Source organism: Sorangiineae bacterium MSr11367 (genome assembly GCA_037157805.1).
Lineage (GTDB): Bacteria > Myxococcota_A > Polyangia > Polyangiales > Polyangiaceae > Pendulispora > Pendulispora rubella.
Genome location: CP089983.1, coordinates 1,665,259 through 1,690,829, shown reverse-complemented (window position 1 = coordinate 1,690,829; position 25,571 = coordinate 1,665,259). Strand labels below are relative to the sequence as shown.

Here is a 25,571-nt window from a genome sequence, read left to right as displayed (position 1 = left end):
ACACGCCGTGATACACATGCCTCGAAGGAGACGCCCCATGTCGCTGCGAAGACTCCTGCCGTTCGGCGCCATTCCCCTCGCCGGCTTTGCCTGGCTCACGTGGTCCGCTTGCCAACCCAGGACCCAATCGGCCGAGTGGCGCCACTCCGCGGGGGATGGTGCGAGTAGCAAGTATTCGCCCGCCCATCAGATCACGCGCGAGAACGTGTCGTCGCTCACGGAGGCTTGGTCCTGGACCTCGCCGGACGATGCCATCGTTGGGGAGATCAACAAGAACGGCGTCAAGATTTGGCCGCATGCCTACGAGACCACGCCGCTCATGGTGGGCAATGTGCTCTATGCAAGCACCTCGCTCAGCCAGGTGGCGGCCGTCGATGCGACAACGGGCCAAACGCTGTGGGTGTACGACCCAAAAAGCTATTTGGCCGACGATGGCAAGACGGTGGCATTTCCACCAAACTTCGGTTTCGTCGCACGCGGCGTGGCCTATTGGGAAGATGGCGAGGACCAGCGCATCTTCTTCGGCACCGGCAATGCGCAGTTGCTCGCCCTCGACATCCATGGGCACCTCATCTCCAACTTCGGCACCGGAGGGCGCATCGACTTGAAGGCCGGGCTCCGCCGGCCGGTGTCCCAGAAGTTCTATTCGGTAACCTCACCACCGATGGTGTGCGGCGATACCGTGGTCGTGGGGTCCAGTATTCTGGATTTCCCCGTCATTCCCGAAATGCCCCCTGGAGACGTTCGGGGCTTCGATGTGCGCACGGGCCAACTGCGCTGGACGTTTCACACGGTGCCGCAGGCGGGCGAATTCGGCACGGATACGTGGAAATACGATGCGTGGAGGACTTTCGGCGGGGCCAATGTTTGGCAGACGATGAGCTGCGATACCGAGCTGGGAAATGTCTATTTGCCGGTAAGCACACCGGCCAATGACTATTATGGTGGTCAGCGGCAGGGCGACAACCTGTTTGCGGACAGCCTGGTCGCGGTGAATGCAAAGACGGGCAAACGCGTTTGGCATTATCAATTCACGCACCACGGCTTGTGGGACTACGATCCGCCCGCCGCGCCGACGTTGCTCGACATCCAGGTGGGCGGCCGGCCGATCAAGGCGCTGGCGCAGGTGACCAAACAGGGGATGGTCTTCGTCCTCGATCGGGTGAACGGCCAACCCGTGTGGCCCGTCGAGGAGCGGCCCGTGCCCGCGTCGACGGTGTTGGGCGAGCACACCTCGCCGACGCAGCCCTTTCCCACGCGACCCGCGCCCGTCGATCGGCAGGGCCTCACCGACGAGGACCTCATCGACTTTACCCCGGCGCTGCGGCAAGAGGCCTTGGCCCTCGTCCAGAAATACGACTATGGGCCTCTCTACACGCCACCCAGCGTGGACAATTCGCTTCTTGGCGGGAAAAAGGGGGCCATTGCGCTGCCGGGCAACCTCGGGGGCAGCAGTTGGTCGGGGGCCAGCTTCCACCCGGACAAGGCCATTCTCTACGTTCCATCGGTGACGCGCCCGGTGACCTTGTCGCTCACACCATTTCTCGGGGCGGGGTACGCCGGCAATGTGGCGCCCATTGCCCTGGCCAATGGATTGCCCATCACCAAGCCGCCCTACGGCCGCGTGACCGCCATCGACATGACCACGGGCGAGCACCTCTGGCAAACGCCCCTCGGGCGCGGGCCCGTCGATCATCCCGCGCTCCGAGATCTCCATCTGTCCGGCCTGGGTTGGCCGCGCCGCAGCTTCGTTCTGGCCACGAAGGATCTGCTCTTCGCCGCACAGGAGGGCATCGTGACACGGCGCCCGCAGCAGCCGAGCACGTTCACCACGGTCTACGAAGTCCAAAACAGCGAAGCTTACCTTTGGGCCTTCGACCCCGATTCAGGGAACGATGATCTCCGAGACGCCCATCCCTGCAGGAAACGCCTCGGGATCGCCCATGACGTACGTGGCCAATGGCCGGCAGTTCATCGTGGTGCCGGTGGGCGGCGGCGGTCAGCCCGCCAAACTCGTCGCCTTCGCGCTGCCGTAAGGCGAAATCGTTTACATGTGCCGATAAAGATAGAAGCCATTCAGCGTCCCATCGAAGGCGAAGTTTTCGCGGACGACGTCGCGGAGCTCGTTGCCGAAGGCGCTCACGCGCCCGAGATCCAGCGGGTTGCTCGGCGGGTTCTCGAGATCGAAGTCGAGCACGATCCAGCGCACGCTCGGAAGGCGCAAGTCGTCGCGCCATGCGTCCACTGGAAAGCGACCGCGTCGAACGAGAAACGACGTCTGCCATTCAGGCACGAACAAGCGCCCATTCAAATCGAGCTCCACGTCCAAATTCGTCGAGACGACCACCTCGCCCGGTGCGCGCTTGCAATGTCGCGCCAAGGCATCGACGGCGCGATGGTGCTCGTCGTAGCTGCGGAGCTCCTTCAGCATTCCAAATATCGAGATGCCCGCCACCGTGGCGGCGAGGACCAAGCTCGCCCCCCGCACCAGCGCTCGGCCACCCTTGGAAAAGGCCACGCCGTCCCGGGCCATCGCCGCGACGACGGCGATGGCGGCGATGGTAGGCTCATGCCAATAGTGCGTGCTGCTGCCCACCTTGGCCATCAAGAAGGTCGACCAGAGGATGCTGGTGAGCAGGGGCACGACCACCACCACCGGGACGTTTCTTCGGCATGCGAGGAACGCGATGACCGCATGGGGAATGCCCAATACGACGGCGCGGCTGCCGAACTCCACGACCCAGCGCGAGAAGGCCACGGGTTGCCCCGTCGACATGGCGATATCCCTCAGCCATTTACCGTCACTCAGCCCATGGCATAGGATGCAGAACCCGATGAAGGTCGCGAGGCCGGCGCCCAGCGTGCGCAGAAACCCGGGCCTGCGCTGCACCACGCAAACGAGGGCGGCTCCCGCGAAGATTCCGAGGCAACTCGGCTTCATGAAAGGTGCCGCCGTGAAGAGCACGGCCGAGATCGGATCGACGCGGCCTTTCGTTGCCGCACGCGCGAGGCCTACGGCGGCAAGGGCCGCGGCCAGCGTGTCCGGCGTGCCCGCGGGGGCGTTGCGGGTGAGAAAGATCAAGCACGCACCGAGGATCGACGCGATGGCTGGCGCCGTGCGCTTTCCCTTGGGGGCAATCCACAGGGGAACGATCTGCGAGATCAGCCACGCGAGGATGCTCACGGTGCGACCGATGTTCTTCACACTTGCGATGGACGGCATCGCGAGGTGGCCGAGGATCCAAGGCCACAGCGGCGTGTACAAAACGAAATAGCGCGAGGCGGGCGCGCCTTCCTCCATCGCGCCCCGTGCAGGATCGACGTACAGCGCAAATCCTTTGGCGACGCGTGTGGACTCGAAAATGAGCTCCGCCTCGACGGCATACGACGGGCGAGGCCCGAAGGAGCGCGCGAGGAACACGAGCGTGGTGAGCAGAAGCCCCAACAGGCACGCGGCGAGAAGTACGCGACCGACGCATTCGATAGGGTGCAATGCGGTCGTACAGCGGCGGCGCACGGCGCTCTTCGAGCCGACGTCGAAATTAGGACTATCCATTTGGCAAAATCGCGCGCAAGGCGACGCTCCATGGTGCAAGCACGCATGGCGTTCCCCGCTTCGATGTCCTTCCCTTCCTTCCGCAGTGTTCGGAGAAGGCAGCTCGGATCACGAAATCGAACACGTGCCCTTACGCGCCACGAGATCGGGAGCCGTGAATCTTCGTGTTCGAACCGACTGGTTCATTCGTGCCGCGCGTGGTTGAAAAATGCAGTAAGAAATGGTTCGTGAACCTACTCCGCGCGAAGCACCTGGGCGTTCTATCCCTTACGTTGCTGGTCGCAGCCTGCTCCAGTGCGAGCGACGATCCTGGCGCCACCCCGAGCGTCGATTTGGGAGTGAACGACTCCACGGCCGGGACGAACTACGATGTCGAGCGGTACGACGTGAAGGGCGAGCTCGATTGGGCGCGCCATCGCCTCGTGGCCACGGTGAGCATCCAGCTCCGCGGACATGGCACCGTGGTTCTCGACAGCGCCGTGTCCGAAATCAACGCGGTCCGGCTCGACGATGGCACGCCGCTCCCCTTTGCGGTCGATCGCGAGCACCAGAAATTGCGTGTGGATCTTCCGGCCAACGCAGAAACCGTCCGGCTCGAGATCGACTACGAGGCCGAGGGCGCGGTCTCCGGCGGCGTTGGCCAGGGTGCGCGCCTCTACATGGTGCCGGCGCTCAAAGGCGACCCGGCAGCGGTCCGTGCAGCTTACACCTTCTCCGAACGCTACGGCGCACACTGGTGGATGCCCAGCCACGACGTCCCGTCCGACCGCGCATTCTTCTCGGTCGATATGCGAATACCGGCGCACGAGAAGCTCATTGCCAATGGCGATCTCGTTTCGGACGAAATCGACGGCGCCACGAAGATGCATCGGGTGAAATACGAGAGCGGCTTCACCTTGCCCACGTACATCATGGCCTTCAACGTCGCGGACTTCGAGGTGGAGACCGCCCACGTGCGCTCGGGCGACCGTCATGTGCCCCTCTCCATCTGGCACCGGCGAGGCATCCCCAACGACTACCGCACGTCGCTTCGAGAAACCGCGCGGGCGATGAAGGCGTTCGAGGCGCTGGTGGGCCCTTATCCTTTCAAGAGCTACTCGCAAGTCTTCATGCCGGGCGATTGGGGCGAGGAAAACGCAACCATCACGCTGATGGGTGAGTCGTACCTCGACTACTCGCTTTCCGATGGCATCGACGTCGCGGGGCACGAGCTCGCGCATCAATGGTTTGGCGATCTCGTCACCAACGAGACATTTTACGATGCGTGGTTCAAAGAGGGAATGGCCACCCTCCTCGAAATGGAAAACCTGCGCGGCTACCTGGACGAGGAGAACGTCGGGCTTCTCGGCGGCGACCGCCAGCGACCGCGCGAGGGGGAGCCCATCGTTCGGGATCGCTCCATCCCCATTACCTCCTACGGAACGGGGCCGTATGCGCGGGCCGCGTGGCTGCTCTCGCAAATTCGCAGCCGTCTGGGTGACGCGCCCTTCTGGCAAACGCTGCGCGGCGTCCTTCGCGAACATGCGTACGGCACCATGGGGACCGACGCCTTCATCGACGCGTTCGCGCCCCATTTGGGCGCCGAGACGACGGCCGCCGTGCGGCGCGCCGTCGTTGCCAAGAGCATCCCGCGGCTGCACGTGGAGAGTGCCCCGGACGGAGCCGTCGTCACCTTGCGCGATCCGGAGGGCGCGTTGATCACGCCCATGGTCGTTCGCTGGGTTTCTCCCGACGGCAGCTCGCGCGAACAGACGCTGGCCCTCGACACACCGGTCACGCTGTCGCGCCAGACACCGGGTGAGTTTCTCGTGATCGATCCGCAGGACGTGCATCCCGATGCCAAGGTGTTCGCCACGCAGGACGGCGCGAGCTCCGATGCGAACTACGAGACGAGCGTGGCACCGCTGCTCGTCCCCCAAGGCCAGGCGGCCATCGCGCAATGGCTTCGCGCGGGCGGGTTGCACCAAATCGCCACCCTGTCGCACGCGCTGCCTGCGCTCGCGCCGGGGGAATTCGGCGCGTTCGTCCGAGAGCTCGACGCCAAGGCGGCCGAAACCCTGGCCATCCAGCGCGCGTGCGACGTTGCGGTGGATCCGAAGCTCGACGCGGCAACGCGTGCGGCCTGGTCCGGCGTGATCGGGCGCGCACTTCGGCAACCGCCGCCCGCCGTGGGCCTTGCCGCCCTTGGAACGAAACGATGGGCCACGTGCGGCAAGGTGGTCGACGTCGAACGCCTCTTCGCCGTCGATTGGGCGCGGCTCGAGGCATTCGGCAGCATCTCCGAGAATCGGATCGCGTTCCTTTCGCAATTCGATTTGCCGCCCGTGCGAGAATTCTCGATTTGGTCACGGGTCGCCACGCACGCCGACACGCTCAATCAGCGCAAAGCCGCCGTGACCAATCTGAGCCGGTACGCCACCGAATCGCGCGTCCCCGTCTCGAACGCGCCATCGTGGCGCGAATTCTTCGTAGCCTTGCTGTCTGACTCGCAAGACCTTACCGTCCTCCAGCAGGCGATTTATGGACTCGTGGCCACGAAGGGGGCCTCGCTGCCCGAGAATGCCGCGGCCGTCACGGGATTGAGCGCCGTGCTCCACGATCCCGTCGATCACCACTTCGGCATCGTTCACTCGAACGCGGTATGCGCCGCGTACGCGCTCATCCCCGGATCGCCAACCTCGCCGGCATGGCAAAACTTCGTCGACGGCCTTTCAGACGCCAAATTGCAGCCAAACGTTCTCGCCTTCGTCAGCGACCCGGCCCGCTGCGCATCCGGCTTGCCGTTCTAGGAGGAGTGGTCCCACATCTCGTGACAGTCCGGCTCGCAACTCGCCCGCGGTAGGCATCATGGATGCGCCGTGGCATCCTACGTGCGGGCGATCAGGATGAGGACGAAAAAGGAACCAGAGAGGCCCGCCGAACCGGAGAGCGCAGTTGGAACGGTGACGGACGGTGCTCGTTGGTCGCCCGACCGGCCGCGTAGCGATGCTGTCGAGTCGACGAAAACGGTGAGCACCGGCCTGAAGCCCGGACGAAGGCTCGGCGGCATGACCCGAACCCGATTCGAGCTGATCGAGCGCCTGGGCACGGGCGGTATGGGGGTCGTGTTCCTCGCGCAGGACACCGTTCTCGATCGAAAGGTGGCGATCAAGTTTCTCACGCGCAAAGATCTGAACACGACGGAGGCCTTGGAGCGTGTTCAGCACGAGGCGCAGGCGTGCGCGCGTTTGAACCACGAAAACATCGTGCGCATGTTCGATATCGGCCAAGACGAGGGACTCCCCTTTCTCGTGATGGAGCATCTCGAGGGGCATCCCCTCGACGTCATCATGTCCCGAAAGCGCGAGACCAACGAAGCCGTGCTCGATGTCCGGCGCGCGGTCCGACTCATGATCGACGTCGCCAAGGGATTATCGCACGCACACCGGGCCGGAATCGTGCACCGCGACTTGAAACCGAGCAATGTCTTCATCACGAGAGACGGCACGGCCAAGATTCTCGACTTCGGCGTCGCCCAACTGACCGCGGGCAATGACGTCGCCGGCAAGCATTTCCTGGGGACACCCCAGTACATGTCGCCCGAGCAATGGAGTGGTCAGGTTCAAGACGGCCGGACGGACATCTGGGCCGCGGGGGTGATGTTCTTCGAATTGCTCACGGGAGTTTCTCCCTTTGCGAGCAAGCGCATTGCCGAATTGCGCAATACCGTCCTCGCCTCCGACCCTTCGCCATCGCTGCGGGGGGCGCGGCCCGAGCTGCCCGAGGAAGCGGAACGAATCGTAAAGAGCGCACTCGAGAAAGACAAGGACGCGCGATTCGGCAGCGCAGACGACTTGCTGGACGCGTTCGTTGCCTTGGAAGTGCTGCTCGTGCATGCCTTGCGCGGACAATCCAGCGACACCGAGGCGGTGCCGACGTCGACCCCGAGCGTTCCGCGACGGCGAACGCCCGCGGCGAATGCCGAACGGCGTCAGATTACCGCCATGGCTTGCTCCCTTTCGTACACGACATCGACGGAGGGGCTCGACGACTCGGTGGGCGAGTTTTTCGAGGCCTGCGCCACGATTGTGCGCCAATTGGAGGGCACGATTCTGTCCTCCCTGGGCCGGCAGGTCGTAGCGTGCTTTGGCTATCCTCGAGCCCACGAAGACAGTGCTCAGCGCGCATTGCGTGCGGCGTCCCTGATCGTCGATGCATTTCGGCCCGACGACGATGGGCGCTCGCGGGGCGCCCGCGTGGGGGTCGCGACGGGTCCCTGCATTCCACTTGCCGTGGACCCGGAAGCCGCTCCGCTGAGGATGCAGGGCGAGGTCCTGGACGTCGCACAATGGCTCGAACGCCGCGCCGAGCCGAACGAGATTCTCACGGAACGAGCAACCCAGATGCTCCTGCAGGGCGCCTTCGAGCTGGCGCCGCTCGATGACGTGGCGCCCGAAGATGGAATGGCGCCACTCCATTCGTATCGATTGTTGCGACGGAAAGAGAATCGGTTCCGCTTCAACCCGATTGCCGCGGGCAACGTCACGCCGCTGGTGGGGCGTACGTCCGAGCTCGATGAACTGCGCCGCCTTTGGAGCGCGGCCAGCAGCGGCAAAGGCCAATTCGTGTTGGTCGCGGGCGAGGCAGGAATCGGTAAGTCGCGCCTGCTCGAGCAGCACCTCGAAGGTTTGGCGTCGGAGAGGCACAGGTTGGTGCGGTGCCAATGTTGGCCGCACTCCCAGAGCAATGCCTTGCAGCCCATCCTCGAAGGCCTGGAGCACTCGATGGGATTGGATCCGGATGCCCCTCCGCTGGAGAAAGCGGCCCTCCTGGGGCTTCCCTCGCAAGATACAGCCGCTCTGGCGATGTCGCGAAGTGCGAATTTGGTCAAGCACCAGATGCTCGAAGCCCTCGTCGGCTTGTTCCAGCGGCTGGCCGAGCAGGAGCCTTTGCTGCTCGTCGTCGAGGACGCGCACTGGGCGGACTCCATTACGCTCGATTTGCTGGAGCGCTGGCTACCGGGTCTCGCGACGGCGCGGGCCATGGTGCTGGTGACCGCACGCCAAGAGTTTCAGCCGCTCTGGGCGCGGTCTTCGCTCTTGCATCACCTGGCTCCAGGTCGCCTTTCGCCGAGTGAGAGCGCGGCCATGGTCGGCTTTGCCGGCCGCGGGAGCCATCTGCCCGCGGCGATCGTGGAGCAAGTCGTACAGCGCGCCGACGGCGTCCCACTCTTCCTCGAGGAGCTCACGTACAGCGTGGTGGACGCGCTCCAAAAGGGCGGAAATGAACCGTCGTCGTGGGTCGGCGCGGTGCCAGCGACCCTCGAGGCACTCTTGCGCGCACGCCTGGACAGCTTGCCCGAGCCCGGCCGGGAGCTGGCGCGGGTCGCATCCGTGCTGGGGCGCGAGATGAATTACGATCTCCTTCGGGCCATGTGGCCTCTTTCCGAGGAATCACTGCGGAGCGGACTTCTCCAGCTCGTCGAGACAGGGATTTTTCGCCCCATAGGGCCCCTATCGCGCGCGACGTGTCGGTTCAAACACGCCCTGGTGCAAGAAGCCGCGTACCAATCCCTCGTCAAACACGAGCGGCAGGAGCTGCACCAGCGAGCCGCGGAGGTGCTGGTTTCGCAATTTTCTCAAATTGCGGAGCAGAACCCGGAGATCGCCGCGAGGCATTTCGCCGAGGCGAAGCGCCCCGAAGAGGCCTGCGTGTACTTCGAGAAGGCGGCGAAGCAAGCCATGCAACGATCGGCGAGCGCCGACGCCCTCACCCATTATGCTCGTGCGATGGCACAACTGGATCTGTTGCCATCGAATTCGGCCCGCGACCGACGAGAGCTTTTGCTGAAGGCCCAATTGGCGGGCTTGTATTTCGCCGAAGATGGACTCGAGTCGAACCGTATTCGGGAAACCCTTTTGCGGATTCGTGAGCTCGCCGAGAGGTACGACGGCGACGAACCCTCGTTTTGGGCGCTGTTGAGCCTACAGCAATTGAGCCACGTTCGGGGTGAGCACCGCACCAGTCGCGACTTGGCCGCCAAACTGATGGTCCGTGCCAAAGGAGCCGCGCATCAAGATATGATCCTCGCCGCGTACACGGCGACGGTGGCGTCGGCCGTCTCTCGCGGCGACCTCATGGTGTGTCGCAACGATGCGGAGGCGGGGATACGGCTCTATGAGGAGGCGCAGGCGCGAGGGGCGATTCGCGCCCATATGGGGGCCGACGTCGGCGCGCTTTTGTACCTCTATCTTGGTTATACCCTCTGGCTCTTGGGGGAGCCCGAACAAGCGATTCGCCAGTCCCAAGAGGGGGTGCGCATCGCGCGCAAGTACGATCATCCGGCCAGCCTCACCATACGGTTGCTCCTCCTCTCCATTCTGCACAATGACCGCGGTGAGTACCCCGAGGCGCGAGCTCTCGTCGACGAGATATTGCGTCTGGCCGACGAACACGGCTTCCAGTTTCTCGGTGCCGCAGCCCGTGTCGTCCGAGCGTGCACGCAAATCGAGTGCGGCGAGTTCCACGGGATCGACGACCTTCAAGCGGCCCTGGAGCATCGGGCATCGATGGGCGCGACCATGGGGTTCACGCGCTATTTTCCCATCCTTGCCCTGGGGCAAATGCAAATGGGCGCATTCGACGAGGCCATGCTTTCGATCGACAAAGCGATGGAGATCTCGGAACGGACGGGTGAAAACTATTGCGACCCGGAGCACCTCCGCGTGAAAGCGGAAATACTGCTCGCCATGGACCCATCGGATCCCGATCGTGCTGCACGTATCTTCGAGCAGGGCCTCGAACGAGCGCGCCGCGAGCATGCCAGGAGTTGGGAGCTGCGGCTCGCTTGCAGCTATGGTCGCTTGCTTGCCAGCCAAGGGAGCATTTCCGAAGCCACGGCGCTTCTTGCTCCGGTTCTATCCAGCTTCACCGAAGGTCACGATACCCGTGACCTTCGTGTGGCGCGCGACCTGCTTTCTTCCTGGATGGCCTCTACGCATTCATGACCATCGAGCCGGCGTTCTTCACGCGCGGCGGCGCCGGCGGACGACGAGCGCCAATCCACCGATCATCGACAACCATGCGGCGCCGGTCGCGGCCGATCCGACGTGCGACACGGAGCACCCGCCCGAGGAGCTTTGCTCCTCCGACGACAGGGCCGATTCGAAGGCCTCCGCGCCCTTCGCATCATTGACTGCTTCCGTGAACGACGCCTTCTTCACCACGGCACCGCCCCCGCACGGCGCGTTCAGGCCGGAGACCATTTTGGCCAGTGCCACCGGATCGGAAATCATGTCGACGTGCGCATTGGCCGTAACCGTCGTGGTCAGGAGATAATTCTCCACGTTGGACGCCTCGTCCTGAAAGCCCGCGGAGCCACCCGTCACGAGATCCGCCACGGCGACGATGTTCGTGTAGCAGACATTCGGCGCGGCATCGTTCGTGGGGCGAGAGTGCCCGCCGTTGCCCACCGTGATGTACGTGCCATCGGCCTCCGACAACGAACCATGAAGGTCGTTCCAATAATCGGGCTCGAACAGATCCGCCGTGAAGTTCGATTTCGCGGTGGCGGCCAAAGCCGGGTCGACCGGTCCGAGCGGCGCGCCCGCCGCGGCGTACGTATCCAGCGCGAGGGTGACCACCTGCTGAATGGAAATACCGGGGATGAACTTGCGCGCCGTGGCCGTGAGGTTCGGCAAGAAGACGCTCGCATCGAGGAACTTGGGCGCCCCGGCATGCGCGTACGGATGGTGAAGGCCGCCAAAGGAAACCAGGCGATGAACCTTGGCCGCGCCACCCCTCTTCAAAATGTAATTATTGAGTACTCCGGTGCCCGCCGAGTGCCCCACCACGTCCACCTTGGAGGCGCCCGTCCGACCCAATACGTCGTCAATCAACTCGCCAATCTGGCCGGCCGACGTGAACAAGTGATCTTGCCCATTGGCACCGCCGGGAACGTACCCGTAATTCTTCGCGTACACGCAGTAGCCGTCTTGGACGAGGGTGTCCGTGATGGCGCGCATCCCTTCGAAATTGCCCGCCTGGCCATGAACGACGATGGCGGGGTACGGACGCGCCGCCGTGGGCGCGCAATTCGGATCGTTCAAGCCTGCGGCATAGCCGGACGAGGTCGTAACCAGCGCACCGGCACCGATCGCCGCGGCGAGCAGCGTTTTTGCGGATGTTTTCATGGTACCTTCCAGGATCGAAGAGCGGGTCAGGGACGAAGTATACATGACGTATACCTTCTTATGGCCCGCGGCCACGAAATTCGGTCCGAAATCGTTCTCGCCCCCCGCGCAGGAAGAGGCTAAGACGTATACATGACGTATACAATTAGATGAAACTATTCCACCGTGGGAATCGCCGTCACGCGCGGGCCGGTGCCTTCGAGCGTAGCGGTGAGGACGCGAACCATCACGCGCCGAGCGCGATCGAGGCTCGCGTCGCTGACGTTGCGCCCTTCGTCCCCTTCCTCGAGGAGGATGCGCACGCTGGACTCGATGGACAAAAGAAGCATGCGAAAGAGCAGCGGATCCGCGTGTTCGAGTGCTCGGTTGGCCTTGGCGGTGCCGGCGCGGAGAAGTTCGACGATGGAGTCGTGCACCTGCATGCGCCGCGCGTGCAGCGGCGACTCTTGCCGCTGAGCCTCACCGCCGAGGACGAACACCAAGCGCCCGAACTGGCGCGCATTGCCAAGGTGCGCATCGATGCATCGCTCGAATAGGCGGATGGGATCCTTTTCCTCCCGCACGGCCATCTCACATGCGTCGAGCAGGAACTTCGTCCCGAGCCGATACAGTTCCAGCGCCACGTCTTCTTTGCCGCCGTAAAGGCGATAAAAGGTGCGCCTGGAGATGCCGGCGGCGTTCAGAATGTCTTCGACGGACGCGGCGCGCAGGCCGAGCTCCGCGAAGGTGGTCGCGGCCCCCTGCAGGATCATGGCGCGCGCTTGGCGTTCTCCGAGCTGCAGACCGGGCGCGCGGGCGGGGGCGGTTTTTGTACGGTCGACGGACGTTCGGGCCACGACAGGAGTATGCAACGAGGCCTGCAGCAACGGCAGACAATTCGATTGGAGCACACGGAGTCCCCCCACCCAGGGGAGCGGCATCAGCGCAGGGCTTCGGTGAGAAACTCTGCAAAAGCGCGGACTTTGGGCGCCACGTACCGCGATGGCGGGGCCACCATGAAAATGCCGTAGCCACTCGCCGAATAGCGTTCGAGCACGGGCTTCACCTTCTTTTCGGCGAGCTCTTTGGTCACGATGAAGTCGGGCACGAGCGCGACCCCGAGGCCGCCAACCGTGGCATCGCGAATGGCAATGCTGTTGTTCGAGAGAAGGGGACCGCGGATCTTCACGCTGACGTGGCCATCCGGTCCGTCGAAGTCCCACACGGCGGGCGCGGCGTGCAAGGCATAGCGGAGGCACGCGTGGCGTTCGAGATCCTGCGGGTGCTTTGGTGTGCCATGCGCGCGCAGGTAGGCGGGCGCGGCGCAGACGACGCGCTTTCCGCCACCGATGCGGCGCATGATGAGGGCGCTGTCCTCGAGCGGCCGCGCGAAGATGCGGATGGCGATGTCGAACCCTTCCTCCACGAGGTCCACCACGCGGTCGTTGAGCGCGACGTCGAGCTCGATCTCGGGGAAGCGCAGGGCGAATGGCGCGAGAAGCGGTGCGATGCGAAGAAGGCCGAAGGACATGGGTGCGGCGATGCGCAAACGCCCGCGCGGCTTCGCATGAAGGCTGCTCAGCGAGCGCTCGGCCTCGTCGACCTCGTCCAGGATGCGCTCGCAGTGTTCCAGATAGATGCGGCCCGCGTCCGTGAGCGAGAGGCGGCGGGTGGTGCGATTCAGGAGCTGGCTGCCCAGGTGCTCTTCGAGTTGCGAAACCTGTTTGCTGATCGACGCCGTGGTGACCTGCGCCGCGCGCGCGGCGGCTGCGAAGCTTCCCGTGGTGATGACACTGCGAAAGGTTCGCATGCCGCGCAAAACGTCCATGACCGCTCCAATTTCGCTATTACCCTAGCGATTGGAAACAGTTATTCCGTATCGGCCTCGATTGTCAACGCTTCGGCAATGGCGTTGGCTGCCCCGGGGGCGGCTCGGTGGGTTGCGTGGGGGGCGGCGTCGGCAAATCCGAGCCAATCGAGATGCATGCATAACGGCCCGTGAGGCTTCCCCCGGGTTGGCCTGGGCTACCACCTCCCGAGCCGGTCGAAGGCTCGCCCGGCGGATTGCCGGTGGAGCCACCGCCCGAGCCGCCCGAGGGAGGAGGCTGCGTGGGATCGGAGCCGGGGCCGGAGATCAACACGGTGCAGGGAATACCAACGGGGCCCGATGGCGGCGTGGAACCGGAGCCCGGGGGCACGGGCTCGCGGCCCGGTTTGGAGGGCGGGTTTCCTGGGTCGGTGGGCGGAGGAGGAGGCTGTCCGGGATTGCCCGGTGAGCCACCACCGGTGAAGCAGCCGCACAGCAGATTGGCGGGGTTGGTCGGTCCGCCTCCACCACCCTGCGTGGGCGTATCCGGCGAGCCGCCCCCAAGCGGATCCTGCGTGGCGTTGGAACTCTCACTCGGATTTCCCGCGCACGCGGATAAAGCCAACATGGCTACAAAAGCCCAATTTCGCATTGAGAACCTCCTTAAGGTTTCGTCGACGCGATTAGGCAAAAACATCGCCAATCGAATTAAGGCGGGCGGAGGAACGGCGTCGCGCGATCGGGGCGTCGTGCGTGGCACAGATGGGCGCGGATGACGACAATGGGACAACGTAGCGCCATATCGATCCAATGCCATCATGAGAACGAGCGGTTCTCGGCATCCCTGATTTCTGAATTTCAAAAATGCATCAAACGATGCTGCGATTTATTCTCAAACTCGTTTTTCACAACTCCCGCCGAAAAACTCTGCCTCGGGGTGGTGGTTGCGCTGGCGAAGCCGATGGCGCGCTCGCCGTGCTCGTTGGCTGCGGGGGCAAGCCCACGCTGTCTGCGGGAAGCGGTACCGCGGAAGCCGTCGGCGAAACGCTGCTCGTCGCTCGCGGTGCAGGCGGCGGCTTTACCGCGGGAGGCGCCACCGGGACGCTCTTGGGCGGCGGTGCGCTCGCGGTGGGCGCCGGGTGGGTCGGGGGCATCGGATGAACTTCCAGCACCGGCTCCGGCACCCGTGCGACGACAGGGATCGTCGCCGGAGCTTCGGCAAGGCGCGTCGGGGCAGCGTGGTGCGAACGCCAGATGGCCGCGCCCGTCGCCAAAAACACGGCAAATGACACGCCACATCCCAGCATCGTCGCAACCGCGATGGCGACACCACGGCGGACGCTCATGGGCTTGCGGGGAGCGGGGCCGTCGAGCGAAGCGGTGGTGGCCCGCAACGTGACTCGGTTCGTTCTCGTGCCTTCTTGCTCGGCTAGATCGCTGAAGTCCAAAAGCAATGCGCTGCCTAGATTGCGAATTTGGCTTTCCAAGAAATCGCCTTCCGAGCGCAGCGAGAGCCTGGCGACATAATCGCGAGTTTCCGCTTGCAGCCTCTCGCGTGTGTCACCGAATAGCTGCCGCGGGAGACCCCCCACGTCGTGCTCGGTGACGAGGCGCTGGCTGCGGATGAACTCTTCCAGGGCCATATGCATCTCGTGGGCCGAGGCATATCGGTCGTCGGGGTTGCGTTCGAGAGCTTTTGCGATGATCGCAGCGAGTTGCTCGGGGACCTCCGAGTTCACGTCGGACGCAAGCGGCAGGCTCTTGTTCATCAGATTGAAAAGCGTCTTGGCGGGTGTTTCATCCGCCAACAACGACTCACCGGTAGCCGCTTCCCATAGACAAATTCCCATGGAAAAGAGATCCGCGCGGTGATCGACCTTGTCCCCTACGAGCTGCTCCGGGGCCATGAACGCCAATTTGCCCTTGAAGATACCGTGCGCCGTCTGGCTGGTGCCCACGGCCTTTGCGATTCCAAAGTCCAACACCTTCACACGACCGTCGTAGGTGACCATGATGTTTTGCGGGCTCACGTCACGGTGGACCATTCGAAGCGGCGTGCCGTCGAAGTCGGCGAGTTCATGAGCGTGGTGCAACCCCTCCAGTGCGTTCGAGCAGATGCGCGCGCCAATGGTCGGATCGATCCGCCGTCCCTTCCGTTTGAGCCGCCGGCTGATGCGCGACAGGGGCTGGCCGTCCACATATTCCATCGCGATGAAATAGCAGCCGCCTTCGGAGCCCGCCTCGAAGGTTTGAATGACGTTCGGATGGTTCAGACGTGCTGCCAGCCGTGCTTCGTTGAGAAACATCTCCCGTGCGTCGGGATCGCTTGCATGCTCTTCGCGCAGGCGTTTCACCACAGCAAGCTTGTTGATGTTCAGCGCCCCTCGCGCAACCGCGAGGTACGCATCGGCCATTCCACCGGAGCCGAGTCGCGCGAAGAGATAATACTTACCGAGCGAAAATGATCGGCGCTCTTCGACGACTTCGGGCGCATCCTCTGCCGTGTTCGTACTCACGAGCCACCCCCTATCGCCTAGAGATACGATGCCCGCGCGATGGAGTCGTAGTGCGACATGGTGTGTTTGATACACGGTCCACCTGTAAGTCCCGCGCGGAGGGTCGGTAAGGCAACGGCATGTCGCGCGCCCACCCACGAGGAAAAAAAGCCTGTCCGGACCGCCGTGGAAAACGGCAATTGGGTTTAAGTGATTATTCGTTGGTTGGTCACATCGTTCGAGTGGGTAAACGGCCCCCCACGGTGCGGCGGGTTAGGTGGCATACTGGGGCCATCATGAAACGTGCTCTGGGCTTGGCGCTTCTCCTGTCGGTCGCCTGCGGTGGTTCGAACAAGCCGGCTGCTGTGTCGACGTCGTCGGCGGGGGAGGCGGCGGAGGTCGCCCTCGTGCACGGGCGCATCTTCACCGCGGATCCGGAGCACCCCGAGGCGCAGGCGCTGGCCATCTCGCATGGACGGGTCGTCGCCGTCGGAAGCGATGCGGAGGTGCAGCCGTTCCTCGGTCCTCGAACTCGGATCATCGATTTCCAGAATCGGCGCGCGGTACCCGGATTTCGCGATAGCCATGTGCACTTTCTCTACGGTGGGCTCGGGCTCTCACGCGTCGATCTCAAAGACGCCGCCAACGAAGCGGAGCTCGGACGCCGTCTGGTCGAGGCCGATCGCCAATTGCCACCGGGGCGATGGATGCTCGGGGGGAATTGGGATCACGATCGCGCGCTGGCAGGGCGTCTGCCCGATGCTGCGCTGCTCGACAAGTACGTCCCCCATCGCCCCGTGTTCTTGGCGCGCTACGATGGTCACATGGCCCTGGCCAACAGCCGCGCGCTGCAGCTCGCCGGCATCGATGCGCGCACGCAGGACCCACCGGGCGGTGTCATTTATCGGCAATCGGGGACACGCACCCCGTCGGGCCTTTTGCGCGACAACGCCATGGACCTGGTGTTGCCCAAGGTCCCGCCGCTCGAGGAGGAAGAGATCCTCGAGGGCGTGCGCGCCGCCGCCCGCGAAGCGCACCGCCATGGGGTAACCGCCGTGGAGGACCTGGACGGCAGCGATCCCGCGACGCGTGCACGGTTGATCGACGTGTACCGGCGCCTGGGCGCGCGCGGTGAACTCGGGGTGCGGGTGGACCTGTATTGGCCACTTGCCGAATATGCGGAGGCGGCGCGCGTGCGGTCGCGCGGAAACTTCGATGACGATTGGTTGCGCCTGGGCGGGGTGAAAGGCTTCGTCGATGGGTCGATTGGATCGAGCACCGCCCGATTGTTCGAGCCTTATCTCAATGAGCCCAACTCGACGGGGCTGTACGTGACCCCTCCGGAGACGTTGCGCACGTGGATTGCCGAGGCCGATGCGACCGGCCTCGCGGTGGCGGTGCATGCCATTGGGGACCGCGCCAATGCCGAGTTGTTATCCATGTTCGAGAACGCGGCCCGAATCAATGCGGGGCGAGCGCACCGCTTTCGCATCGAGCACGCGCAGCATCTGCGGCACGCGGACATTGCGCGCTTCGCGTCGGCGGGGGTGATCGCCTCGATGCAGCCGTACCACGCCATCGACGACGGGCGATGGGTCGAGGGGCGCATCGGCCCTGCCCGCGCCGCCAGCTCGTACACGTGGCGCTCGCTGTTGAACGTCCACGCGACATTGGCCTTTGGTTCGGATTGGCCCGTCGCACCGCTGTCGGCGCTCACGGGAATCGATGCCGCCGTCCACCGCCGCCCCCTCGATGGCAAGCACCCCGAGGGCTGGTACCCGGCCGAGCGCATTTCCGCACGCGAAGCCGTTCTCGCCTACACGCGAGGCGCCGCCATCGCCGCCGGCCACGACCGCGACGAAGGCTCCCTCGCCCGCGGCAAATTCGCCGACCTCGCCGTCCTTTCCCGCGACATCCTCGACGACACCGCCAAAGACGGTATAGCCGACACCCGCGTGGTCCTCACCATCGCAGGCGGCCAGGTGGTGTACGAGAATCGCTAAAGCGCGAAGGTAACGCCGTGATCCGCGATCAGGGAAAGCGCGCCTTGATTTCGTCGGCCGTCATGAATCGGCCATGGACTCGAAGGTCATCGATCGAACAATCGCGGCAATCGCCCAAGAGGCGCACCTGTTGGGCGACGGGCCGAAACCGCGAAAGGTCCGCATCCGGTGTGCAGACCTTGTCTCCAATGCGAAGCACAACCGAAGATCGGGTGCTATACCAACTTGCCGCGATACGAACCCATGCACCCCGGGCGACCGCCTGCGAGCACGTCACTGGCGACGTCGAGGCGTCCGAGGGCGGCAACGTCAGACCGACTTCGATGACGTGCGACCCTCCGACCAGCGTCGTGCGAGCGTAAATCTTCGGCCGATCTGGATCGCCATCATCAAGAATCGAGGCATCGCCGATGCCAAAACTGTCGCCGAGATTCACGTCGAAGGCCACGGTTCCCTCGGACTGGGGGAATCTCTCCCCGGAGAGCGATGCGATCTCGATATGGCCGGAACTGAGCGTGGCTGCGAAACCTCCGTCTCGGCCGGGGCTCCAACTCGATGTCGATGGGAGCACGGCATCGTGGCCGTGCCCCGTGATGTCCACCGCCTTGGTGCCCGTGCCCTCATCGAATGGGACGTGGGCGATCAGATCGCCGGACGAAGCCGAGTCTGGATACGCATCGACGTCTCGGTAGGCATCGACCCCCGAATCGAGGATCCCGTCGGAGGGCTCTTGGTACGCATCGAGCCCCGAATCGAGGGTCGCATCGGAGTGTTCTCGATACGAATCGAGCCCCGCGATGGCTGCGCAGCCCGCGGACGCACCAACGACCAACACAGGAATGACCATCGCTCGACGTTCCCACATGCGCATGATGGCCCTCCACCGCCACGTTGCCCCCAACTCGTGCGGTGACGAGAGTGAGACTCCGTTCTACGGGAAGATTGCGGATGACGCCCGAAATCTATTCGTCAAATGGACATCCCGACCGTCCCGTTTTCCTCATGTCAACAAGGCGCGCTGTCATGTCGAACATCACGAGTGTAACGTTGGGCATCTCACTAGAATCCGAAGCATGGTTCGACGATTGGTCACTTGCCCCGGCGCAGATGCTGCGCATTGACATCAATAGCAACGACGCCAAACGACCTTCCGGTCCTGGCGTCCGAAGCCCTCACCCACGGTCAGCGCATCTTCGCCGTGACTCGCGCCAAGTACGCGTTCATGCAGCCTTCGAGGCTGCTATGATGATCGCCGGGAACGACCTTGGCTTCCAATGGCAGGTGCTCGGCCTTTGCTTGCGGCATGATGGCCTGGAGTACCTGCACGGGATACGGATCGCGCTCGCCGGCACACGCGAAGTGTGGCTGCTTCATATCCGATAGGTTCATCGAAAAGAGGCGGAGTCGCCGCTCCATGGGGCTATCCTCGAATGGGATAGGGAATTGGTCGAAGATCGAGGACTCGTACATGCCCCCTGCGCTTCCTGTATCGAGTACGGGAAGCGAGGGGTCGAGCGAAAGCAAAGACGTAAGCATTCCTCCAAGGCTGTGACCAAAGATGACCACCCGAGAGGGATCAGCCGGTGGAAGCGTTCGTGCAAAATCGATGGCGGCGCGGGCGTCATCCAATTCACCAAATGCAAATTCGAAATCACCAGGATTGCCATTTTCTCCGCGGAGCGCCGGCGCCCATACGATGAAGCCCGCCTGCAAGAATGGCACGGTGTCCGCGATGTCTTCCTTACCAAGGGCAAACCCTCCGTGGAGATACACGAGCACGGGTTTCTTACCATGGCGGACCAGCGATTCGTTCGCAGGATTCAGCATTATCCCCTTGAGCATACGACCCGCCGAAGGATAGTCCGTCACCGTTAGACCGGGAACGGTTGGCCACGGAGGGTACTGCTGCGGCGAGGGCCCATGGTGCGTGAGGTGCGTCGGGAATTTCGCGCGAGTGGCCAAGAAGTCCGAAGGCGGCGCGGAAACCGGCGCCGGTGGGGAGGAGGGACGAGCCTCAGACGGAGCGGCTGCGACCTGGGCCTGCGGCTGCGCGGCTGCGCAACCCCAAAGGCTCGAGAGAACCGCGGAGACGACGAGGGTTCGGCGGATGCCATCGAACATGGTGGCTTCCTGCTACACGCAAATCGGCAACGTCTCCATCGCGCACGGGACGATTTGCGAATCGCCGAATCGTGACGTCGCGAAAAAGTCACTCGTGCTCGAGGCCCGCTGGGGGAACGCACGATGCGGGGGAGCGGTACGGCTCGCGAGGGAGAGGCATCGCGGGAAACTCGGGTGGGACGAAGGCCGTTCGCAGGCGCCCGCGAAGGCGGGCCAGGTCCGCGCGGTGCGTCCAGGCAAGGGAGAGCACCGCCACGAGCCATCCGCCAAAGGCGAGCCAGAGGAAGGAGTCCGTCACGTAATACACACTGGGCGAGAAGGGCCGGCCGGATGTGACCATCGACCGCGAAATGCGCACGGTGCGCAGTGCGTCGGGCATGGCCAATTGCGCGGAAAAGGGACCCGGTTCGGACAGGCTTGGGGCCGTCGGTGCCGGCAGCGCGATGAACTCCTCGAACGACGGCTCGAGGGTGGCATCTTCCACCCGCACGTCGGGCGCAGCGAGGCGCCCCAGGTAGAGCGCAGGCGCCGCGAGCGCAAGCACGCCCATGCCCACGATCAGACGGCGCGCCCATCCTGGCCCCATGCGCTTGCACGCCGTGCAAAGCACCGCCGCCCCCACCGCAAACGTGCCGACGACGGCAAAGACCGCGGGCGCGGAGCACCACAGGCCCAATGCGGAAAAGGCGCACGCTACGCGACTCCGCCGGCGCGCAAATGCCAACCACGCGAGCACGATGGACAGGGCGAGCGCCACGGCATCGCGCACGTGCCCCACGAACCAATGCGGCTGGTCCCCGCCGACGCTCACGATAGGATGCACCTGCGCCGGCAACCCGACGGAGAGCGAGCCGGTGCTCGCGGCCAGCGGAAGGGTGGGCCCGGGCACGTCGAGCCGCCCTGCAAACCAGCGCAACGGCCCGTCCTGACGCGATTGCAATTGCAGGGTATGCCGCCCCTGCGAAACGGCAACATCCATGGGCCCTTGGCTACCCCACGCTTGTGAGAAGCCATCCGTCGCGGCGTACGAGAGGCGCCCCGGGACGCGGAGTGGCAACTCGTCGAAAGCCCCGTTGTCATAGGTAATCGCGTCGTTCACGAGCAAGCTGCCCGATGCCAGAAGCGCCGCCTGTCGATCGTGCCGCCACACGGCGGCCCCCACCCAATCCTCGCCGGGCGGGCGTTTGGACACGGACACGGAGATCTCCTCGCCCGGAAAGATCTGCAGCTCGCGCCGAGAGCGGCCCGGCGAGCCCCCTGCCAGCTTCACCTCGTACTCGGGATCGGACTCGAGGAGGAGCGATTCGCCATTCGTCGAGCGCGGGTCCGCGACGATGGGCCCCAGCTTCGCGATGTTCCCACGAATGGTGACCCGCGCCCTCGTGTCCACGATGCGCAGTTTGATCCCTCCGCCGGTGGGCTCCCATGCGTTGGCGCCGCTGACGCCGGTCACCTCCTCCCCCATGCCAAGTGGAAACGTCTGCACCCCGACGCCTTGCGCATCGAAGATCTGAATCTGGTATTCGAACTGGGTACTCTCTCCCACGCGGAAGATCCGCCGCACGACGAACTCCGGCCGCACCTCCACCGCCTTCCCAACCACCTTGCTCCCCAGCGTCGCGAAGTAGAGCTCGAGCGACTGCGCCGCGTTGAAATGCGTCTGTTCCTCCTCGGTCGCGGTCCCGACCCACCCATGTTTCGCCTCCACGTCGACGGCATTGATGGGGCCCACCACGGTGAGCTTCCCGAATTCGTCGAAGACGAGGGTGCCCGTGAGCGTGAAACGCTTCTCCGCGGTGAGGAGGAACCATTGATCGTTCTCGAAACCGATGGTTGCCGGAGCGCCATTCAATTTCGCGTCGCGAATGCGAACCGTGCTCGGCTCGGCAAAGAGGGGGATATTCTGCGGAGTGCCCGCAAGGACGCGCCCGGTCAACGCAAAGTGCGCCACCCTCTTCTCATTGTCCGAGGAAATCGTAAGCTGCTCCAGAATCGAGCCATGCTGAGAACACTCCGTCGCTTCGCGATGTTCATCGACCCATGCGCGAATTTCCTCGATGGATCCGCTGAGGGTTGGTTCGGCCTGCGCATCGACCGACGAGACGAAGGCACACAGCGAGACCAAAAGGGCACGCATTCGCATAGGCTGCTCCTCTCCGAAGGCTTTTGAACGCCCCTCGGCGACGAAGTTCCTCGAAACGGCACATCAAATGACGACAAGCACCGAAGCTCAACAGAGGAGTGGACGCATGCGTGACGTGATGAACGGCTATGTCGAGCGGGGCGAGGTGCCCGGCGTCGTCACGCTGGTAAGTCGAGCCGGCGACGTGCATGTCGAGGCACTCGGCACCAGGGCGATGGATAGCCATGTCCCCGTCCATCGCGATACCATGTTTCGCATCACGTCGATGACCAAGCCGGTGACGGCCGCCTCCACGATGATTCTCGTGGACGAAGGCAAGCTGCGCCTCGACGATCCCGTGGACCGATGGCTCCCCGAGCTGGCGAATCGCCGCGTGCTCGAGCGCATCGATGGTCCGCTGGCCGAAACCGTGCCTGCGAAACGCGCCATCACGGTGCGCGATCTTTTGACGTTCCGCATGGGGTTCGGCCAGCTTTTCGTGCCGTCGGGAGCCTACCCCATCGTCCAAGCGGCCAACGAGTTGGCCATCGGCATGGGCGGGCCGACCCCCGGGGCGACCCCCGAGCCAGACGAGTGGATTCGCCGTTTGGGAACGTTGCCGTTGATGCGTCAGCCGGGCGACGTATGGTTGTACAATACAGGTTCCGACGTCCTGACGGTTCTCGTGGCCCGCGTGTCAGGGCGCCCGTTCGACGTGTTTCTGCGCGAGCGCATTTTCGAGCCGCTCGGTATGAAGGATACGGGCTTCAGCGTGCCCGCCGAGAAGATTCATCGGCTGCCGGTCCAATATTGGACCAATTTCGAATTGGGCGTGGTGGAAGCCTTCGACCAGGCCGCGGGCGGCCAATGGAGCCGGCCCCCGGCGTTTCCCGGTGGCGGTGCGGGGCTGGTGTCGACGGTGGACGACTATTTCGCATTTGCGAACATGCTGCTCCACGGCGGAGTGCACGCGGGGGCGCGCATTCTCTCGGAGGCGTCGGTCAAGGACATGCACACCGACCATTTGACCCAGGAACAGAAACGGGCCTCCGAGTTGATTCCCGATTTCTTCGCCCACCAGGGTTGGGGCCTCGGAATGGCGGTCATCACCGAGGGCGACAAATTGAAGCGCTCACCGGGCACGTTTGGGTGGGACGGGGGATTTGGCTCGTCGTGCTACATCGATCCGACGAAAAGGCTCATCGGCATTCTCATGACCCAGCGAGCCTGGACCTCCCCCACGCCCCCCAAGGTGTGCCGCGACTTCTGGCACTCGGTGTACGCAACCTGAGGATTGAACAGGGAGATCGGGAGATCGGGAGATTATTTAGAATAATCCTCTCAAAACTCCCGATCTCCCGATCTCCCTGTCCATCATTCTCCTTCGGACCACGACGCGAGTGAGCAGCCGCCTAGAAGGCGGCGGACCGCCGGCGCTCCATGGACTCGTTCGCCGCCAGGCGAAAAGCCCACGAATATTACTTCGTGACTTTGATCCAGTATTTGCAGAGGCCGCGGAAGTTCGGGACGCGGACGTATTCTTCGCCCTTGTCGGACACCTCGAGGTGCTTGTAGCGGGCAAACACGGCGGCGAAGGCTTCCTGCAGCTCGACGCGGGCTAGGCTCGCGCCGAGGCAGAAGTGGGAGCCACCGCCGAAGGCGTGATGGTGCACGTCCTCGCGCTCGATATCGAACTTCGTCGGGTTCGGATATGTGCGCGGATCGTGGTTGGCCGCCGACAAGGAGGTGGCGATGTATTCGCCCTTCTTGATGGGGCAGCCGCTGACCACCGTATCTTCGTTGGGGATGCGCCCCGAGGACTGGACGGGGCAGTCGTAGCGCAAAATCTCCTCCACGGCCTTGGGCATGAGCGACGGATTGTCGCGCAGCTTCTGCAGCTGCTCGGGGTGCTTGAGGAACGCCTTGAGGCCGTTGCCCAGGGTGTCGCGCGCGGTGATGTTTCCGGCGATGAGCACCAGGATGCACATGCGCACGATCTCGCCGTCGTTGAGGCGGTCGTTGCCCTCTTGCGCCGCGACCATGTCGCCGATGATGCCGCGCTGCAGCTGCTGGCGATTCGCCGCGATTTCCTGCGTGAACAGCTCGACCAGGTTTCGCTCGACGACCTTGCCGGCGGCCTTCTGCTCCTCCGTTGCGTTGACGCTGAAGATGGCATTCATGAAGGTGTCAGACCACTCGTTGAAGTGCTTTTGGTCCTCCTTCTTGGTAAAGCCCATCATGTCGGCAATGACGGTGATGGCAAAGGGTGCGGCGAAGCGCTGGGCGAAATCGAACTCCGTTTCGTCGCCGATGGCGTCCAAAAGCTCCTCGGAGATCTCCCGGATCCGGCCTCGCATCGCCTCGGCGGCCTTCTGGCTGAAGGCCTTGGTCACCAGGTTGCGAAGCCGTTTGTGATCCGGATCGTCCATGGCAATCATCATGGGCTCCTCCGTCAGATCCATCAGGAGCTGCGGAAAGGTGCCGGGATTGCCCTTGCGGCCGTCGACCCAATAATTGCGATTCTTGACGATGCTCGCCACGTCGTCGTGGCGAGACACGATATAGCGCCCGAACTGGTCATCGTAATAAACGGGAGCCTCGTCTTGAACACGCTTCAAGATCGGATACGGATTCTCCCGCCATGCGTCGTCGAGAGGGGTCAGCTGGATGCCTTTCGGGTACTCTTCTTTCATCGTCCGCTCCTCGAAAAATCGGCGACCGTCCCCCTCCCCCTCCGGGGGAGGCTAGGTGGGGGGAGGCAATGACTCAGCGCTTCACGCGATAGCGAAGCACCACGACGCCGCTGTTGAAAAACTTTTTGTCCACGAGTTCCAATGCGGTCAATTTGACTTGGTCGGAAAACATCGTCTTTCCGGAGCCAAAGAGAACCGGGTTCACCTTGACGATGACCTCGTCGATCAGCCCTTCGGTGAAGAGCTGCGAGGCCACGTCGGCGCCACCACACAGCCAGATGTCCTTGCCCTGCCGGTTCTTCAGCTCACGAACCAAGCCCGCCACGTTCTCCGAGACCACCTTGACGGCCGGGTCGGGGCTCTCCTTCAGCGTGCGCGAAAAGACGTACTGCTCCATGGTGGGGTACGGATTCGTGACCCCGAACTTGCGCCCGAGATCGTACGTTTCGCGGCCCATCAGCACGGTGTCGTAAGACTGCAGCGACGCGAAGAAGTCTTGCGCGTGGTCACCTTCCATCAGAAAGCCTTCGAGGCTTCGATCGGCGTGCGAGATGAATCCGTCGACTGTGGAGGCAATGTAGTAGGACAATTTTCGCATGGTGAACCTTCCCTGATCGGTGCGTA

The 25,571-nt window shown here is 63.8% G+C and carries 16 protein-coding genes; 6 read left to right on the top strand and 10 right to left on the bottom strand.

What is annotated here, in order from left to right:
- The first annotated feature begins 37 nt into the window (after window positions 1-37).
- From LVJ94_06650 to LVJ94_06635, 4 genes are all read left to right on the top strand, one after another.
- Window positions 38-2,821 (top strand): PQQ-binding-like beta-propeller repeat protein, encoded by a 2,784-nt coding sequence (locus tag LVJ94_06650; protein ID WXB06914.1) that lies wholly within the window; start codon window positions 38-40, stop codon window positions 2,819-2,821.
- Window positions 2,822-2,834: 13 nt separating this feature from the next.
- Window positions 2,835-3,275, top strand: a complete 441-nt coding sequence (locus LVJ94_06645) for a hypothetical protein (GenBank protein WXB06913.1) — start codon at window positions 2,835-2,837, stop codon at window positions 3,273-3,275.
- Between the two features lie 508 nt (window positions 3,276-3,783).
- Window positions 3,784-6,345, top strand: coding sequence for an aminopeptidase (locus LVJ94_06640; protein ID WXB06912.1), 2,562 nt, complete (start codon window positions 3,784-3,786; stop codon window positions 6,343-6,345).
- Window positions 6,346-6,603: 258 nt separating this feature from the next.
- Window positions 6,604-10,542 (top strand): protein kinase, encoded by a 3,939-nt coding sequence (locus LVJ94_06635; GenBank protein WXB06911.1) that lies wholly within the window; start codon window positions 6,604-6,606, stop codon window positions 10,540-10,542.
- Between the two features lie 18 nt (window positions 10,543-10,560).
- Here the strand turns inward: LVJ94_06635 and LVJ94_06630 are convergent, their stop codons facing one another.
- The 5 genes from LVJ94_06630 to LVJ94_06610 form a co-directional block, all read right to left on the bottom strand.
- On the bottom strand, window positions 10,561-11,727 hold the full coding sequence (locus tag LVJ94_06630; protein WXB06910.1) for a hypothetical protein: 1,167 nt from the start codon (window positions 11,725-11,727) through the stop codon (window positions 10,561-10,563).
- A gap of 155 nt (window positions 11,728-11,882) precedes the next feature.
- Window positions 11,883-12,563 carry a TetR/AcrR family transcriptional regulator gene (locus LVJ94_06625; protein ID WXB06909.1) on the bottom strand — a complete coding sequence of 227 codons (681 nt, stop codon included), beginning with the start codon at window positions 12,561-12,563 and terminating at the stop codon, window positions 11,883-11,885.
- Window positions 12,564-12,646: 83 nt separating this feature from the next.
- Window positions 12,647-13,534 (bottom strand): LysR substrate-binding domain-containing protein, encoded by an 888-nt coding sequence (locus LVJ94_06620; protein WXB06908.1) that lies wholly within the window; start codon window positions 13,532-13,534, stop codon window positions 12,647-12,649.
- Between the two features lie 64 nt (window positions 13,535-13,598).
- Entirely contained in the window at window positions 13,599-14,141 is a 543-nt protein-coding gene (locus tag LVJ94_06615; protein ID WXB06907.1) for a hypothetical protein, read from the bottom strand.
- 277 nt (window positions 14,142-14,418) lie between these two features.
- Window positions 14,419-16,029 carry a serine/threonine protein kinase gene (locus tag LVJ94_06610; protein ID WXB06906.1) on the bottom strand — a complete coding sequence of 537 codons (1,611 nt, stop codon included), beginning with the start codon at window positions 16,027-16,029 and terminating at the stop codon, window positions 14,419-14,421.
- A gap of 275 nt (window positions 16,030-16,304) precedes the next feature.
- On the opposite strand from LVJ94_06610, the gene LVJ94_06605 reads away from it, so the two are divergent.
- Complete coding sequence (locus tag LVJ94_06605) at window positions 16,305-18,011, top strand: amidohydrolase (GenBank protein WXB06905.1); 1,707 nt, start codon at window positions 16,305-16,307, stop codon at window positions 18,009-18,011.
- 28 nt (window positions 18,012-18,039) lie between these two features.
- Here LVJ94_06605 and LVJ94_06600 read toward each other — a convergent pair whose 3' ends face one another.
- From LVJ94_06600 to LVJ94_06590, 3 genes are all read right to left on the bottom strand, one after another.
- The gene (locus tag LVJ94_06600; GenBank protein ID WXB06904.1) at window positions 18,040-18,882 is read right to left on the bottom strand and encodes a hypothetical protein; all 843 of its coding nucleotides are present in this window, start codon (window positions 18,880-18,882) and stop codon (window positions 18,040-18,042) included.
- A 311-nt stretch (window positions 18,883-19,193) separates the two neighbouring features.
- Window positions 19,194-20,132 carry an alpha/beta fold hydrolase gene (locus LVJ94_06595; protein ID WXB06903.1) on the bottom strand — a complete coding sequence of 313 codons (939 nt, stop codon included), beginning with the start codon at window positions 20,130-20,132 and terminating at the stop codon, window positions 19,194-19,196.
- Between the two features lie 88 nt (window positions 20,133-20,220).
- The gene (locus tag LVJ94_06590; protein ID WXB06902.1) at window positions 20,221-22,275 is read right to left on the bottom strand and encodes a hypothetical protein; all 2,055 of its coding nucleotides are present in this window, start codon (window positions 22,273-22,275) and stop codon (window positions 20,221-20,223) included.
- A gap of 106 nt (window positions 22,276-22,381) precedes the next feature.
- On the opposite strand from LVJ94_06590, the gene LVJ94_06585 reads away from it, so the two are divergent.
- Window positions 22,382-23,545 carry a beta-lactamase family protein gene (locus LVJ94_06585; GenBank protein WXB06901.1) on the top strand — a complete coding sequence of 388 codons (1,164 nt, stop codon included), beginning with the start codon at window positions 22,382-22,384 and terminating at the stop codon, window positions 23,543-23,545.
- Between the two features lie 187 nt (window positions 23,546-23,732).
- Here the strand turns inward: LVJ94_06585 and LVJ94_06580 are convergent, their stop codons facing one another.
- Both LVJ94_06580 and LVJ94_06575 read right to left on the bottom strand, forming a co-directional pair.
- Window positions 23,733-24,947 carry a cytochrome P450 gene (locus LVJ94_06580; GenBank protein WXB06900.1) on the bottom strand — a complete coding sequence of 405 codons (1,215 nt, stop codon included), beginning with the start codon at window positions 24,945-24,947 and terminating at the stop codon, window positions 23,733-23,735.
- 73 nt (window positions 24,948-25,020) lie between these two features.
- Window positions 25,021-25,545, bottom strand: a complete 525-nt coding sequence (locus tag LVJ94_06575) for a dihydrofolate reductase family protein (GenBank protein WXB06899.1) — start codon at window positions 25,543-25,545, stop codon at window positions 25,021-25,023.
- Window positions 25,546-25,571: the final 26 nt, after the last annotated feature.